We start from the raw sequence: 16,345 nt of genomic DNA, 5'->3' as shown, positions 1-16,345 counted from the left end.
TCGCAAAGTAACGAAGATCTAATTTTCATCTCGCCCTGCATTTTTACGGTAATCATTGTATTTTTCACGTTGATGCTTTGGCTTCGCATACTGAGCAATCACCCAATCCAACGAACTCGGAGTCATCTCAAAGACTTCTGAAAACTCCGTCTCCGTCGTGGCATCATTCGCCAATAACGTCAATTGACTTTTATGAATTGACTGAACCGGAGCCAAAATGCCCAAAGCCGCCATAAATCGTGCATTAAGCTTACACATTGGGAAAACGACCGCATCATCCTGTTCCATAATAGCAGCGACTTTTTCGCCCAGCTCTTTAACTGTCATTAATTCTGTGCCAGCCACTTCAATTTTTTGACCAAACAGCTGTTCATTACGAATTGAACTTACCATTGCTTTGGCAAAATCTTTCACCCACAAAGGCTGAACTTCAGAACCACCATTAGCAACCGCTAAAAATGGGAATCGCAGAAGTTGCTTGACATAATAAGCGGTCGATTGATCGTTTTCACCAATCAACATCCCTGCACGAAAAATGGTTTCATTTGCGGTAGAAACCGCATGCATTTGGTTATCAAAATCTGCAAGAACACCTAACCATTCATGGCTATCACAATCATTGTTTGCACCGATAAACGATAAACTAAGTACACGCTTCACATGCGCCGATTCCATCGCAGATTTAAGTCGCTTACCGACATTCCCCATATCATCGAGATCAATCATTTCCGTGCCAGTTGAGCGATCGGCGATCAAGTTAAAAACAATCTCAGAATCTTGCATAGATTGCTTCAAAGCTTCCGTGTCGTCAAACGACTCAAGAGTAAACAATTTGGTATTTGGATATAACGCAAATTCACGAAAACGCTCAGGGCGACGAACCACTACGCGCACTTCATAGCCAGTATTGGCAAGCTCATTGACCACTTCGCGGCCAATATAACCAGTCGCCCCAAATACAGTTACTTTGTTACCTAACATAGGAAAGTTCCACATTTATTTACTCAAAACCGGCTAAGGATAAGAAAATGCAGAGAATTGGTCAAGTTTTTCCACAGGCTTTACTGTCAATCCTAAAACCGAATCTGCTGTAGTGACCCCTTGATTTTGCTACAATAGCGCGCAAATTTTCGTTCAGAATGACTCAAGGATTTACCAATGGAACCGATTCAAGTATCCGCTTTTCGCAGCCCAAAAAAAGAAGAACTGTATCTGTTTGTCCCAACAGATGGTGGGCTTGAAAAATTACCAAAAGAACTGCTCACGATGTTTGGTGAACCCACTCATGTTTTAGATTTTGAATTGACACCTGATCGGAAAATGGCTCGCGAAGATGCCAAAGAAGTCTATGAAGCCATTCAGGCTAAAGGATTTTACATGCAGATGCCGCCAACCGAGATCGAAAAATTAAGTAACTATGCACCTTCACCAGAAAAGCTCGACAATATCTATTAACCACTTGTCTGAGACCGCAAACTCACTACAATAGAATTTCATGATTTTTAAACATCGGCTGGATAATTCACCGGCCGGTACATGATTAACAAATTCACTCCCTAACTTGACTACCTCGATCAAACCTTCTGAGATAGGGAATGAAGTAACGTATAAAACGTTCTACATTGAAAAATTAAGAGGAAACCATTATGGCATTTACGCTACCTGATCTACCTTATGATTATGATGCACTAGAAGTTTCAATCGATGCTCGCACGATGGAAATTCACCACACAAAACACCACAATGCTTACATTACAAACCTAAATGCGGCAATTGACGGCACTGAACACGCTGACAAATCACTTGCAGAATTAATTGCCAACGCAGGATCTATTTCTCCTGCTGTTCGTAACAACGGTGGTGGCCACTGGAACCACGCTTTCTTCTGGGAAGTGATGACCGGCGACAGCATGGGCGTACCAACTGGCGCACTAGCAGATGACATTAACGCGACTTTCGGTAGCCTAGATGCGATGAAAGAACTGTTCAACAAAGCTGGTGCAACGCAATTCGGTTCTGGTTGGGCATGGCTATCTGTCTCTGCAGACGGCAAGTTGCAAATCTCTTCAACACCTAACCAAGACAACCCTCTAATGGATGTTGCAGCGGTTAAAGGTCAGCCTATCTTAGGTCTTGACGTTTGGGAACACGCTTACTACCTACGTTACCAAAACCTACGCCCTGCTTACATGCAAGCTTGGTGGGATGTGGTTAACTGGAATAAAGTTAGCGAACTATATTCAGCCGCTAAGTAAGGCTGTCGAAAACGGCTGCAAACGCTCATCTCTTTGTTAAAAACTGGCTCAAGATACTCATTTACGATTTTTTGTAAACTCCGTTCTTTCGCCAGTTTTTGCCTCGACCTTAGCGCCTTCGCTCGTTTTCTTTACTGCATGCAGTCTGGAAACGTTCCACCTGCAGAATAAAAAACCGAGAAGCATCTGCTATCTCGGTTTTTTTATGTCTTGGGTTTGGGTTTGGGTCTGTTGACAATTCAGACTTGACTCTGTTGCTGCTTAAAAATGCAGCAATCGCGACGCTCAGAGCGTATTTTGGTTATTCCAAATAAGCGATAGGCAACAAAGAGTGCGACATTTTTAAGCGCAACCCGGGGGGCTCAAGCCATTTTTGCCCCAGCAGTGTTAGAAATTCGCTCAAATAGAATAACTATTCCGCGCTCTTTCAGCCTTGCTGGAACGAAAAATGGTTTGAGCAGAGCCTAATTATGAATTGTCAACAGACCCTAAGAAACTTCTGATTCAATCAAAGTCTCCTTAAACAGCTTTAAGAATCACTTAAATCCTTCACCCAAATTTTATTCCCCAAAAACGAAGGAATTAACAAACGGTTGCGCTTGGTGTCCACACCTAAATCTGCCGGAGATTCCATGCCAGAAAACAGTTGTTTCAAAGGCTTTCCTTCTTGCCACTGAGAAGCCCCTTGGTCTTTCCAGCTCGAGAAAATTACGTTGCCATTAGTATCTTCAACCAAGCCGTCAATACGATTAAATGGCTGCTTTTCGGTTCTCAATAACTTGCCGTTCAAATCAAAGTGATGCACCTCGCCGCTAAAAATGGTCACCATCATCAATTCATCACCGCGTTGCAAAATCCCGTTTGGACGACCAAGGTCTTCGCCTTTGGTTAAAGTGGTAATCTCACCGTCTTCAGAGATATGGTAAATCGCATCTTTACCATTGGGTTTAAAACCTTCTTTGACACCACTGTCGGTCACCCAAACTCCGCCTTGCTTGGCAATCGATACACCATTCAAAAATCCAGCATCAGGAACATGAATCGATTTTAAAAGTTTACCGGCCGGTAAACTAAACACGCGCAGATGATCAATATCAGCCACATACAATCGATCCTTGATCGCAACCATTCCTTTAGGCGCATTCAGTTCAACCCCATTTTTACCGCCTTCAATCCACTTTAAGGCTTCCAATTTACCTTCCGGACTCACCATCGAAATAAAACCGTTATTGTCTTTGCCAAACGGACTGCCATTGATATTCGCCACCAAATAACGGTCATTCACAGCAGAATATTCCATCGCTTCCGGAGTCGAAAAACCGACGTTTTCAATCGTAAAATCAGCAGTTACTTGAAAACTCAATGCCGACAAAAATACTCCTAACCATAACTTTTTCATGCTAACGCTCCTCTTGTTTGAACTTGCAAAATTATCATAGACTCTTTTGATTAAAGGTCATAGGTTTTCTAGCAAGCAAAACCAACTTCTTCAAACTTCAGAAAAACTGTGCCGCCTGAGCCTTATTTCCAATAAAATCATTCTTGATAATTTTTTATATAAAAGGAAAAAATAATGGTCAGTTTAACTACGCCAGTGTGCGACTTTGATGCCAATGCAATCGACTTTAACCTACCCGGTGTTGACGGACAAAACTGGACACTTGAAAAAGCCAAAGGCGAAAACGGTTTGTTAGTGATGTTCATTTGCAATCACTGCCCCTACGTCAAAGCCATTCATAAACGCCTAGTTGAAGACATGCGCATTTTGCGTGATGAATTTGGTATTAACGCTATTGCCATTATGTCGAACGACCCAAATGAATATGCCGAAGACAGTTTTGAAAATATGAAAAAAGTCTCTGACGAATGGGATTTTCCTTTTCCCTACGTCATCGATGAAACCCAAGAAGTGGCGAAGACTTACGGCGCAGTCTGCACCCCTGACTTTTTCGGCTATAACTCTGAACTCAAGCTGCAATATCGCGGCCGTTTAGATGAATCTCGTAAAGAAACCGCGCCTGAAGGCGTTCGCAGAGATTTATTCGAAGCCATGAAACAAGTGGCACAAACCGGCCAAGGACCACTCGAACAGATTCCATCCATGGGCTGTTCAATTAAGTGGAAGAATTAAATCCAATTTGTCACCGGCCGGTAACGTTTTACCGGCTTTCTTTCGTACTGTCGCCCGACACTCTTCATACTTTTTTGTCCCTATCATAGAGATACAGCGCTAGAATAAACCTTAAGCAAAACTAGCCAAGGCTATAAAATGATTGCCTATTTTTCTATTTTTACGCTTATTTTGATTGCACAATATGGCTCGAACTTTGATCCTTGGCAAATGCTCGAACCAAGTGGTATCTGGCTATCTGGAGTTTTACTCGCAACGCTGACATTAATTTCTCCTCACAAAATTCAAAACCGAATTTTTCTTTGTGGAGCTTTTGCAATCTGGCTTTACAATCTCGCGACAATTTCTACCGAGCAAGCCATCATTCTCTCGGTTTTGCAAACACTGGAACCCTGGCTCGGCTTACAAATTCTTCGCATTGCCATTACCCACACTAGAAAACAAAACTTAAAATTCAAAATTGATTCGAGCAGATTGACGCAATTTGCAGTGCTTTCAATTGCACTATTACTAGGAGTTTCCGGTATTGGTGGCTGGTTTCTCAGTCAAAATATACAAATTTCATGGACTGAAGGTTTTCTATTCTGGTCATCTGCAAGTTTACGTGGGGCAGCTGTTTTCATTCCATTGGGCTACGCAATCATTTGGTTTTTTGCAAAGTATCCTAGCAAGCACTTACTCAAGCAATGGGTCACAATCGCTGTTGCTCTAGGCTTTACAGGCACTTTTTATCAGGCATTTACTCATGGTTACGACAGCCTCATTCTCCTCATCTTTTTTACCCTCGGTGCGCTTTCTCTTGCTGGCCCACTAACGGCAGGTTTGACCTACTTTATTTGTGCATATTTGCTCAGTCAATCACCACTAACTCATGGCGAAAACCTTTATTTACAACTTGAACCTCTGATCACACTATTTACCCTCTCCTGTGCATTGATTTTTATCTTTCACGCCTATGCCGATAGCTTCTACAATCGAAACTGGATAATTCGCCACCAGAATCACATTGAAGTCGTGAACGTCAAAAGGCTCATTCAATGGATTGAAAAAGGTTGGCTCAGATATGAATTTCAGCCGATTATTTACCGAGAGAAATCACAACTTAAGCTTGTCAGCCTAGAATCACTTATTCGTTTGAAATTACCCAAAATTGGCGAAATTCCCGTCGGGGCATTTATCGAGCCTTTTGAAGCCATGATTTCTAATCAAGAACTACAAAAAAAGTTAATAAAAAAGTTCAGTCAACAGTTATCACAATTTTCCAGCGTTGAATTGGATTATGTGTCTGTGAACTTCTCCCCTAACCATCTTAGGCAAACCTCAATCATTGAACATCTAATCGTTCTCAATAAAACATTACCTCACCAACTGTTAGTCGAAATACTTGAGCAACAAGACAAATTTTTAAAAGACCCCATCTTACAAGCTCATATTCACCAGCTTATCGATGCGGGGGTATTAATTGCACTGGACGATTTCGGAAAAGAACATAGTAATCTTGAACGTTTGATTGAGCTTCCCATTCACTATCTTAAAATAGATAAAATGTTGATTTTTCCGTTTGCATATTCAAAAAAACATCAGGTTCTGGTTGAGAATACAGCAAATTTCTGTCATCAGCTTGGCATTAAAGTCATCGTTGAAGGCGTCGAAAATGAGGAAACTGCGCTAAAACTTGAAAGTATTGAAGTCCGTCGTCAACAAGGATTTCTTTACTCAAAATCACTCCCCTCACACTCCGTCTCTAATTTTTCACACGAACTTAAAACTCGCTCTGCATAGGAGGCCTATGATGTTTGAATTGGCAAGACAACGACTCGCACCGGTGTTTAATTTACTCGACATCAACGAGGAAGTCATGATTCGACTATCGGTTCCTAAACGCACCATTGTCGCCAACATCCCTGTCAGAATGGATGATGGAACTCTGCGCGTGTTCACGGGCTATCGAATCCAATATGATGATACGCGTGGACCGACGAAAGGCGGTATTCGTTTTCACCCAGACGTAGATATGCAAGAAGTCACGTCCCTGAGCTTCTGGATGACTGTCAAATGTGCCGTCGCTGGTTTGCCATTTGGCGGCGCCAAAGGCGGTGTAACTGTCAACCCAAAAGAACTTTCCTTAATGGAAATTGAACGCTTATCTCGCGGCTATATTCGTGCGTTTGCCGATGTCTTAGGAGAAAAACGAGATATTCCAGCACCCGATGTCTATACCAACGCCACCATTATGGGCTGGATGGCCGATGAATACGCCATGATTGCCCGTCGCCAAGAACCCGGAATTATCACAGGAAAACCTCTGCATTTAAACGGTTCTAAAGGTCGTGAATTTGCCACTGGTCAAGGAGCACTGTTTGCACTACAAGAATACCTAGAACACTACAAACCAAGCAGTGAACAAATGACGATTGCTGTGCAAGGCTTTGGTAATGCAGGCTTCCATTTTGCAAGAATCGCCCAGCAGTGCGGCTACCGAGTCGTCGCAATTTCAGATTCACAGGGTGCGATTTACGACCCCAAAGGGTTAAATGTTTTAGATGTCCATCGACTCAAACAAGAAGACAATCGACTCGCATCGGTCTATTGCGATGGTTCAGTTTGCAATGAACTCGACTATGAAACTTTAAGTAACGAAGCCTTATTAGAGCTTAATGTGGATGTATTGGTGCTGGCTGCTCTAGAAAACCAAATTACTGAACAAAATGCGCATCAAATACAAGCAAAAACTGTTTTAGAAATTGCCAATGGTCCAGTTTCACCTGATGCAGACCAAATCCTTGAAGCTCGTGAAATTGATGTCATCCCCGATGTACTTGCAAATGCCGGCGGTGTCATTGTGAGTTACTTTGAATGGGTACAAAATCGTTCAGGTATGTATTGGGAAGAAGCTGAAGTCGAACAACAGCTTAAAAAGATCATGGTGAAAGAGTCACAAAGTATTTTTGACCATGCTAAAAAACATAAATGCTCATTACGCACGGCCGCATATGTTCACGGCGTTGAACGACTTGCTGGCGCGATTGATCAACGCGGGAACCATAAGCTATTCAAGAGCGTGTAGATTCTTTCTTTTTTTCTGAGCAACAATCCGATCCAGAACAGCAGCTCGATTCAGCTTGCTGCGCTGTTTGGGTTACGCTTTCTGGATGATCACAAGCCACGCCACACGCAACACACTCGCCTTTTCCGTTTTTAAACATCGGACAAAAACCCGTAAAACTAGCTTGCAAGGCATTTATTGACATGGCAATCATCACCCACAAAAACGAAATTTCGGTTAAATCTACCTGTCCCATAAAGTGAGAGATCACCAACAAGATTAACATCATTGATGCAAAAATTCGTAAAGGGCGATTGCCTTTAATCACGACTGAATTCACTGTTTATTCCTCTTGAATTTTTTCTCTATTTTAAAAGTGGAACAAGATTTTGCAAACAGGATTCTAACAACTGCGGCGCATCTCGCATTGCATCGAACTCATGCATCGGCGTGTTAACAATACTAAACAGACTCTGGAAAGGAGGAAGTTGCGACACACCCAAACTACCACATATACCAATCGCGGGGATGCCATACTGCTCGGCTAATTGCGCAATTCGCATTGGCAATTTTCCAAAGGCAGTTTGCTCATCCATACGACCTTCTCCGGTAATCACATAACTAACCGGCCGGTTATTTTTTGATTGCATCGCTTGCTCAATTTTCAAATAACGATTCAATACTTCAAAACCCGGTTCGACCTGTGCATTCAAAATACCGATAAAACCACCAGCCATTCCGCCTGCGGCACCGGCACCAGCAACCTCAACAATCTGCCGGCCGGTTGCTGTATAAATTTTCTCCGCCAAATTCGCTAAACCATTCTCTAGTGAATCAAACTGCTGAGGTTGCAGACCTTTTTGTGGGCCAAAAATCGCCGTTGCACCCTCATCACCTAACAAAGGATTGGTTACATCACACGCGAGTATCCAATCAATTTCCAACAGTTTTTCTGGAATCCTACCAATAGATGCAATCGTTTTTAGCGCTTGACCACCCAATCCAATGGGTTGATTCTCAGAGTCTAAAAACTCAACGCCTAAAGCTTGCAAGGCACCCACACCACCGTCATTAGTGGCCGAACCGCCCAAGCCTAAAATGATATTTTTTGCCCCCTTCTCAATCGCCGCTTGAATGAGTTGTCCTGTTCCATAAGTATGAGTTTGTAAGGGGTTTCGCTCTTCATGACGTAACTTCGGTAAACCTGATGCCTGAGCCATTTCGATCATCGCTGTTTTCGTATCGGCTTGCCATGCAAAACTAGCCTTCGTTTTTTTACCCAAAGGTCCACTCACCCAAAGCTTGATTTCTTCCGCCAAGCCGGCACAAACAAACGCTTCCACAAAGCCTTCCCCACCATCAGACAAGGGCAGCTTAATGACTTCCGCTTCTGGGCAATGCTGCAAAATCACCTGCTCGGCAATTTGGCAAAACGCACTGGCCGGTAAAGACCCTTTAAAGCTATCAGGAGCAACCACTATTTTCATACATCTTTTACCTTTGTAAAACCAGTCGACGGGGCAAGCGTCTTCTGTTCACTTAAGAATAAAGATTGCTTCACTGCGTTCGCAATGACGGTCATTGCGAGGCCTTCAGGCCGTGGCAATCTTCTCTTTTAATAAAGAAATTCACTCAGTGAACAAAATCATTAATCCGTATACATCGCCCATAGCGCACTTTCACCATCAATCTGCTCAGGCATGAGCCAAATTGATTGGTAAGGCTGCATGACAAATTTCTGCTCTTGTGCCGAAACGCCATGATTATCTAACAGGTTAATCCAGTAAGAATGACGCTCAATTCCTTCAATCGCCGAAATATCCAAAATTTTCAACTCCGACGTCAAATTATGAATCGCTAATAACGGGAAACGTAAGCCTTTTTCATCACGCCACAGGGCAAAAAAATCACTTCCCAAATCAAGAACTTTCTGCCCAATATCAGGGTGGAATGCCTTGTGCTTTTTGCGACGCATGAGCAAATTGGTTAGCCGCTTAATCACTTCTGCATTCGAGGTTCGACCACTTTCAATCATCGCCTCAATGTATTCATATTCCCATTTTTTACGGTTAATAGATCTTGTCCGGCCAGTCTTTTCCACCCCTTCACGGTCATTCGGCGTGGCAATTAAACTGTGAATGTAAAACGCAGGAATCCCCTGTAACGTCATCATAATGTTTTGCGAACAGATGAACCTTTCTACCTGCCATTGATCTGGACCATTGCTATTATGCGTTTCACGCATGGCACTGAAATAAGTAATATTAATTTCATAAGGACTTTCCGAACCATCCGAGTTAGTTTTCATCGATACAAAACCACCCAAACGATGCATGTTATTCACCAAGTCACCGACTTCACGATCAGGCAAAATACCCTCTACTGGACGCAAACCAATCCCATCATGCGAAGCAGTAAAGTTCAAGAACGTACAACCTTCAGGTGGCGCATCAAGACCCAATGCCCACTGGGTTAGATATTGACCATCGCCTCTGTGCAAAGCATGCAAAATCAACGGTGCTAAACTAAATTGATACACCATATGCGCTTCGTCCTGATGACCAAAATACGATAGATTTTCTTTGTGCGGAACATTGGTTTCAGTGAGAACAATCGCTTGCGGATTGACGATTTCCATCACATCTCGAAACAATTTGACCGCTTCATGTGTTTCAGGCAAATGTATGCAATTAGTGCCAATCTTCTTCCACAAAAAGCCAATCGCGTCCAGTCGAATAATCCGAGCACCTTCTGCGACATATAACAACAGGATTTCCATCATTTTCACCAATACTTTGGGATTGGCAAAGTTCAAGTCAATTTGATCGGCACTAAACGTCGCCCAAACCTTTTTACGGCCGCGATGAGTATAGGCTGGAACAAGCAACGGCGTGTTTCGTGGACGAGTCACCATGGATAAATCGGGCTCACCTTCCACTTCAATAAAAAATTCTGTGTATGGTTCGATATTCGCCTTGTAATTGGTAAACCACAAACTCTCTCGCGAGATATGATTGACCACAAAATCAAACATCAAATCGTAATCTTGACGAAGTGCATCAATATCACCCCAATCACCTAAGTCAGGGTCAACCATCGAATAGTCAATCACCGAAAAACCATCATCAGAGCTATAAGGGAAAAACGGCAAAATATGCACGCAATTAATAGCCTCTTTGACATATTTCCCCAAAAACTTCTGCAATGCTTGTAAAGGGCGCTTACCTTCTTCTAAAAAAGTGTCTCCATAGGTAATCAACAAAGCATCATTTTGCGTCCAACGCTGTGGATGACAAGGCGCATCACTTTTAGGGTCACAACCGGCCGGTAAGATTTTGTCAAAATTAACAAGCAACTGCTCAATGCCTTGATAGGCGATTTGTAAATCGTCATCGCCGTATAAAACCGATAAACGCTTTTGAAGCTGCTGCTGTTGAGATGCGGTCAAAGCCACCATATTATTTCCTCCAATGGAAAAATCCCCCCACAGAGTAGAGAGCGGTTTGGAATGCAAAATTGAATCAAATCTCTGTCTCAGAGAGAACTATGACAACAAATACGATTGAGACCGGCCGGTAAGAAAACAGAAGTCATGGGATCACACAATATTCGGCCTACATCCTTCGAAAGAGCAGGCTGCTCTCTCGAAGTTCCCAAGAATGGGTTTAGTAACGACTTTGAGACTTCATATCATGTGCTTGGCTAAAAACACCATTAGCCAACAAGTATTACTCCATATTATCCAACTCCACCGCCTCAAATAACTCCGCCAAAATGTGCGGATAAGCGCTGGTCACACGGTTCCAATTCGGCAGGAATGGACGCTCATTAGGGTTTTCTAAAAAGACTTCCCCTGCCTCAAAAATATTTTGTGCAAACAACTCAATCGCTTGCTCTTCGGCATGGATATCAACGGTCAAACCATTCATCTGCGCATCAAACGAGTAACTCTCAAGCTGATCTAAAGCCGTTCGTAAATACACCGAACGAATCGAACGCAAAGTCCCCCGAGAAAACACATGTCCACGCGTCGATAATTTTCTAAACAACGACTTCGCAATGTCTTGACTCATACGCGACAGACCTTTGGTGTGGTCTTCTTGCGATAAATCCTGATGTTTATGGTCATAAACATCAGCAATGTCCACCTGACAAATTCGGCGATTGGAATAGTTACGGCGCATCTCGGCCAAAATACCAATCTCAAGCCCCCAATCTGCAGGAATCCGCATGTCTTGCAGCGCATGGACGTTCATCGCAAACTCGCCTGCCAATGGGTAGCGAAAGCTATCCAAATAGGCCAATAATTCATCTGGCCCAAGTACCGTTTCCAATGCTCGCAAAATCGGCGTGACCATTAATCGCGCAACACGACCATTTAACTTTCCATCGGCGTGTCGGGCGTAGTAGCCTTTAGCAAAGGTGAAGTTGAAGTTAGGATGAGCGACCGGATAGATGAGTCGTGCCAATAAATCACGTGAATAAGTGACAATGTCACAATCATGTAAAGCAACCACTTTTGCCCTTTTCGATGCCAGCACATAGCCATAACACCCCCAAACATTGGTACCCTTACCCGGTTCGGTTGGGGCAAGACCTTCCTCTTTTAAACGATCCATAATCGCTGTCACACGTGGGCCGTCATTCCAGATAATGCGATGCTCTTGAGGCAGCTCGGAAAAATATTTTTTTGCGAATTCAAACTGCTCTTTATCTGCACGATCTAAGCCAATAACAATTTCGGAGAGATAAGGAACTTTTTTTAACTCTTCAACAATGTTTTTCAGGGCTGGCATTTCCAATTCACTGAACAGTGACGGAAGAATCAATCCCATGTTTCGGGTTTCGGAAAACTTAATTAACTCCTCTTCTAAACTTTCAACCGGCCGGTCAGTTAGATTATGAAAAGTCGTTACAGTCCCATTCTGAAAAAAATCACTCATCTCAAATCCTCTATATAATTTCTATTTTTTTGACTAACACCTCAGGTGCAAACTCAAAAACGCGCTAAAACGCTGATAAAGCAAACACATTGTTACACCCTCATTTTGGTTAATCAATTGATCTCTAATATTGACTATTTCTCACCGGCAGATAGGTCATTGCTAAAAGACGTTGTTCGTCATCCATAACCACTCTGCGCATTGCATCCATGCAATGCGAAGCTTTTATCGGTGACCTATCTACCCTTCAAATCTTTCAAGATTCGTCTGACTGTTTCCGCCCAACCTTCCGGGGCAGCTTTTTGTGCATAAATCACTTGTTTAGGGTAACCATCAGGCTTGGCATCAATCTCCAAACTTGAAAAGTTACCGGCCGGTAACACCACTGCAATGTCAGCGGCTTCTAACATTGCTCGATCATTATTGCCATCACCCAATGCGACAACACATACATTTTCACGCTGCTTTTGCCCAAGCAAACCACTTTCAGTCAACAACCAGTTCATCGCTTTTGCTTTATCATGCTGACCCATGACATGATAAAAACGCCCCCCTCGGACGACTTGCAACCCGGTCCTCTCAGCCAATTGAATGAAAGCCTCAAGCGACTCTTCAGAGTCATGCCACAACATCGGTTCAGTCACTTCTCGTTGCATCGCTTGCTCTGCATCTTTTGTCGCCAACCCAGTCGTTTCTACGACTCGATCAACCGACATATCGCCAAAGCCTTCAAACTGCCAATCAAATTCTTCTCTAACCTGCTGCATAAAAGCACGAATTTGTGGGTAAGGTGTTCCCAGTATCTGTTTGTTACCGGCCGGTACTTGTGCCCGTATGGGTACTTGTGCCTGTATGGGTCCTTGTGCCCGACTGGGTAAATAAATCACCCCGCCATTTTCGGAAATAAATGGAGGTTCTAAATTAAGTTTTTCTAGCCAAGTAGCGATTTCCGCATAGGTTTTACTCGAATTCACCACCACAGGAATTCCCTCTTCAGCTAACTGTTCCAACACTGGCAAGACTGGCGCATATTCATAATCAGAATGCCCCAAAACAGTGCCATCCATGTCGGTAAAAATGCAATCAGGCTTCAAACCCACTCCTTTATGGTGCAACCACCAAACTTAAAACACTTTTTGTGCCAGTTTTATAAGCAAGACTCATGCAATGCATTAAACTATCCTGCAATATCGGCACCTTCAATTCACTGTTATATAAATTTCACAGGAGTGTCAAATCCTGTCACTGATTCATTTCTATCATGCCAAAAACAAATGACTTTTAGATGACTATCTTTCTTTTGAGGAAATCATGACACTGCCAAATAAACCTGCAAACTCATCTTTGACAACTCCAGATGAAATTCACCCGTTTTCCAACTCCCAAACGCATACTGAAGGCTGTAACAAAACGCTATTAAATGAAGCAGTGAAACCCTCAAGTTTGTTCAGCAAAAAAGGGTTGGCAGATCGACTGTTTGCAAAATGGTTTGATCGTTTGGTTTATCCGCAAATTTGGGAAGACCCAGAGGTTGATATCCAAGCTTTGAATCTCAAAGAAAATTCTCGCGTGTTTACGATTTCTTCTGGCGGGTGCAATGTTTTGAACTACTTAACCGTCAAACCAAAATCAATTACGGTTGTCGATTTAAATGAACACCACTTAGCCTTGCTAGAGCTGAAATTGATTGCTAGCCAAAATCTAACTCAATCTGAGTTTTTTGACTTTTTTGCCAATGCCAACTTACCGCACAATATTGAAATATTTGAGAAGAAACTCATTTCAAAACTCTCAACAAAAACCCAACAGTATTGGAATCAAAAAACAGGCGTTCTGAGAAAAAAGCGTATCGAGCTGTTTGCCAACAATTTTTACCACCACGGTCTACTTGGTAAATTCATTGGCTTGATTCATTGGGTCAGTCGTCGGCTTGGCTATGACATTAGCCAAATCATGCAAGCCAAAACACTTGAAGAGCAACGAACTCAATTTGAACAGCATGTTGCGCCAGTATTTGACACAAAATTGTTACGCTTTTTAAGCCGAAGAACTTCTGTACTTTACAGCCTAGGCATTCCACCTTCTCAATACGATGAAATGCAAGTCAACTCTGAACAAAAAGGCGTGCAAATGCATGAACTGTTAAAGGATCGTGCTCGCCGTTTAGCCTGTGATTTTCCGCTAGAAGAAAACTATTTTGCTTGGCAAGCCTTTGCTCGCCGATATGATTTGGAAAGCCAGAAAGCGTTACCAAGATACTTAAAAGCTGAAAATTTTGAAACGATCCGCCAAGAATCCTCCAAAGTTTCTTGGCATCACACCTCGCTTACCCAACAACTGCAAGCGATGCCTGCCAACAGCTTAGATGCATACCTGTTTTTGGATGCTCAAGATTGGATGGACGCAGAACAACTGAATGCGCTATGGTCTCAAGTGACTCGAACCGCAACCACCGATGCACGAGTTGTCTTCAGAACAGCCGGTGAAATTTCTCCTTTAGAAGAAAAACTTGCGCCAAATTTGCTTGAGCAATGGCAAACCGATGCCGATTACAATGCACAACTAACACGCCAAGACCGCTCAGCAATTTATGGCGCTGTGTTTATGTATCAAAAAATTACAGGCGAGAAACCTCAAGGGTTGGAGTCGTAATTCATGACGCAAAACCCAATCGAATTCGATGTGGAGGTTAACGAAAATTTAACCCGTTCTAATGACTCTGTGAATGCCGCGCTTGCGAAAAAAACTCAGCAGTTTATCGACGCTTTTCAGCAGACCTTACCAAATGCGATTGCCAATATTGCCACAGAATTGAACGTTTATTCGTTCAACGAAATTTCAATCCCTGTGGCTAAAAACCAAACCGACTATCGTAATAGCTATGTTTGCTCAGCCTATAACGCCTATATTGATTACGCATCGGAAGAATTACATCTAATTAAAAATCCGATGCAGAGAACCTTAATCAAAGCGACTTTTCCCATATTTTCGACTGCATTGAAATGGGGCAAGATTAATCAAACTCTTAGCTTGAACAACTGGCTTTTTTCCACTTGCCCCTTTCCAGCGACGAGTAAAGACACATTACAAAAATTAACTCAAACACTCAGCCAACAACATCCTAAACACAGCCTCAGTATTCGCTCACTGAATAGCGAGTGCGACGGCCAACTTATTCAAGACCTCACATCATTGGGTTGGTTAATGCTACCGGCTCGCCAAGTGTACTTATTTCCGAATGAAACGAACTGGTGGAAAAAAAATAATGTCAAAAACGATTGGCGACTTTTAAGAAAAACACCTTTGAGTTTGGTCACGCCAAAAGAACACCGGCCGGTAGACTTTAAAGACATTCAAAAATGCTTTTACCAACTCTATATTGAAAAACACTCGCAACATAACCCTCAATATTCCACCGAATACCTACAACAACTGCATAAAAATAAGCTAGTGGAATTTTTTAGCTTTCGGAATGACGAAGGGAGAATTGTCGCCACAATGGGACTCTTCACTCACAACAACATTTTAACCATGCCGATTGTCGGCTATGACACGACACTGCCTAAATCCATGGGACTTTATCGTTTAACCATTGCCCAGTTATTAAAAATTGCCCACGAACGACATCAACTTTTGAACTTAAGCTCCGGCGCCGCGCACTTTAAAAAGCAGCGTGGAGGCATAGCAGCAATGGAATTCACCGGCTACTACTGCGCCCACCTGCCCATGCGCCAACAACTTCTGCTAAAAAGTCTGCACAAATTGTTTCATCATTATGCTGAAAACCTCTTTGCAAAGAATGAAATCTAACCAAAGCTATGCAACAACGAGCTTAAGAACTTCACGGCTTCACAGCCAAAAGATGAGCTGTTAAAACTTCCTAGAAGGGATTCACAGTGTCTTTTAAAGACTTTTACCGCTTAGATAATCATTGAAGTACCGAATCTAGTCCCCAAGTGACACGCAACCC

Annotated in this window: 14 protein-coding genes; 7 read left to right on the top strand and 7 right to left on the bottom strand. The window is 42.8% G+C overall.

Going from position 1 to position 16,345, the window contains the following annotated elements; all coding sequences use genetic code 11:
• Positions 1–18 precede the first annotated feature (18 nt).
• Entirely contained in the window at positions 19–981 is a 963-nt protein-coding gene (locus D9T12_RS01310) for an SDR family oxidoreductase (RefSeq protein ID WP_130536480.1), read from the bottom strand.
• Between the two features lie 177 nt (positions 982–1,158).
• Here D9T12_RS01310 and D9T12_RS01305 point away from each other — a divergent pair, with 177 nt between their 5' ends.
• Entirely contained in the window at positions 1,159–1,455 is a 297-nt protein-coding gene (locus tag D9T12_RS01305) for a YcgL domain-containing protein (protein ID WP_130536479.1), read from the top strand.
• A gap of 191 nt (positions 1,456–1,646) precedes the next feature.
• Positions 1,647–2,255, top strand: coding sequence for a superoxide dismutase (locus D9T12_RS01300; RefSeq protein WP_130536478.1), 609 nt, complete (start codon positions 1,647–1,649; stop codon positions 2,253–2,255).
• 529 nt (positions 2,256–2,784) lie between these two features.
• On the opposite strand, the gene D9T12_RS01295 is transcribed toward D9T12_RS01300, so the two are convergent.
• Positions 2,785–3,654 carry an SMP-30/gluconolactonase/LRE family protein gene (locus D9T12_RS01295; RefSeq protein ID WP_130536477.1) on the bottom strand — a complete coding sequence of 290 codons (870 nt, stop codon included), beginning with the start codon at positions 3,652–3,654 and terminating at the stop codon, positions 2,785–2,787.
• 174 nt (positions 3,655–3,828) lie between these two features.
• On the opposite strand from D9T12_RS01295, the gene D9T12_RS01290 reads away from it, so the two are divergent.
• The 3 genes from D9T12_RS01290 (at position 3,829) to D9T12_RS01280 (ending at position 7,453) form a co-directional block, all read left to right on the top strand.
• Positions 3,829–4,386: a thioredoxin family protein gene (locus tag D9T12_RS01290; protein WP_130536476.1), complete on the top strand. Its 558-nt coding sequence runs from the start codon at positions 3,829–3,831 to the stop codon at positions 4,384–4,386.
• Between the two features lie 138 nt (positions 4,387–4,524).
• Complete coding sequence (locus D9T12_RS01285) at positions 4,525–6,168, top strand: EAL domain-containing protein (protein ID WP_130536475.1); 1,644 nt, start codon at positions 4,525–4,527, stop codon at positions 6,166–6,168.
• 7 nt (positions 6,169–6,175) lie between these two features.
• The gene (locus D9T12_RS01280; RefSeq protein ID WP_240693208.1) at positions 6,176–7,453 is read left to right on the top strand and encodes a Glu/Leu/Phe/Val family dehydrogenase; all 1,278 of its coding nucleotides are present in this window, start codon (positions 6,176–6,178) and stop codon (positions 7,451–7,453) included.
• Here the strand turns inward: D9T12_RS01280 and D9T12_RS01275 are convergent.
• The 5 genes from D9T12_RS01275 to D9T12_RS01255 form a co-directional block, all read right to left on the bottom strand.
• Positions 7,440–7,772: a YgaP family membrane protein gene (locus D9T12_RS01275; RefSeq protein WP_130536474.1), complete on the bottom strand. Its 333-nt coding sequence runs from the start codon at positions 7,770–7,772 to the stop codon at positions 7,440–7,442. The two genes, D9T12_RS01280 and D9T12_RS01275, sit on opposite strands and share 14 nt — an antisense overlap.
• 25 nt (positions 7,773–7,797) lie before the next feature.
• Positions 7,798–8,919, bottom strand: a complete 1,122-nt coding sequence (locus D9T12_RS01270) for a glycerate kinase (protein ID WP_130536473.1) — start codon at positions 8,917–8,919, stop codon at positions 7,798–7,800.
• Positions 8,920–9,080: 161 nt separating this feature from the next.
• Positions 9,081–10,889: a sugar phosphorylase gene (locus D9T12_RS01265; protein ID WP_130536472.1), complete on the bottom strand. Its 1,809-nt coding sequence runs from the start codon at positions 10,887–10,889 to the stop codon at positions 9,081–9,083.
• 271 nt (positions 10,890–11,160) lie between these two features.
• Positions 11,161–12,375: a glycosyltransferase family protein gene (locus D9T12_RS01260; protein ID WP_130536471.1), complete on the bottom strand. Its 1,215-nt coding sequence runs from the start codon at positions 12,373–12,375 to the stop codon at positions 11,161–11,163.
• Between the two features lie 236 nt (positions 12,376–12,611).
• The gene (locus D9T12_RS01255) at positions 12,612–13,469 is read right to left on the bottom strand and encodes an HAD-IIB family hydrolase (protein WP_130536470.1); all 858 of its coding nucleotides are present in this window, start codon (positions 13,467–13,469) and stop codon (positions 12,612–12,614) included.
• Between the two features lie 217 nt (positions 13,470–13,686).
• Here D9T12_RS01255 and D9T12_RS01250 point away from each other — a divergent pair, with 217 nt between their 5' ends.
• Together D9T12_RS01250 and D9T12_RS01245 are read left to right on the top strand one after the other, a co-directional pair.
• Positions 13,687–15,027, top strand: a complete 1,341-nt coding sequence (locus tag D9T12_RS01250; RefSeq protein ID WP_130536469.1) for a BtaA family protein — start codon at positions 13,687–13,689, stop codon at positions 15,025–15,027.
• A 3-nt stretch (positions 15,028–15,030) separates the two neighbouring features.
• Positions 15,031–16,185 (top strand): VHS/ENTH/ANTH domain-containing protein, encoded by a 1,155-nt coding sequence (locus D9T12_RS01245; RefSeq protein WP_130536468.1) that lies wholly within the window; start codon positions 15,031–15,033, stop codon positions 16,183–16,185.
• The last annotated feature ends 160 nt before the right edge of the window (positions 16,186–16,345 follow it).

The organism is Thiomicrorhabdus indica, from assembly GCF_004293625.1.
GTDB lineage: Bacteria > Pseudomonadota > Gammaproteobacteria > Thiomicrospirales > Thiomicrospiraceae > Thiomicrorhabdus > Thiomicrorhabdus indica.
Note: the sequence above shows the minus strand (reverse complement) of the source record. Positions and strands in the feature narration are given on the sequence as shown.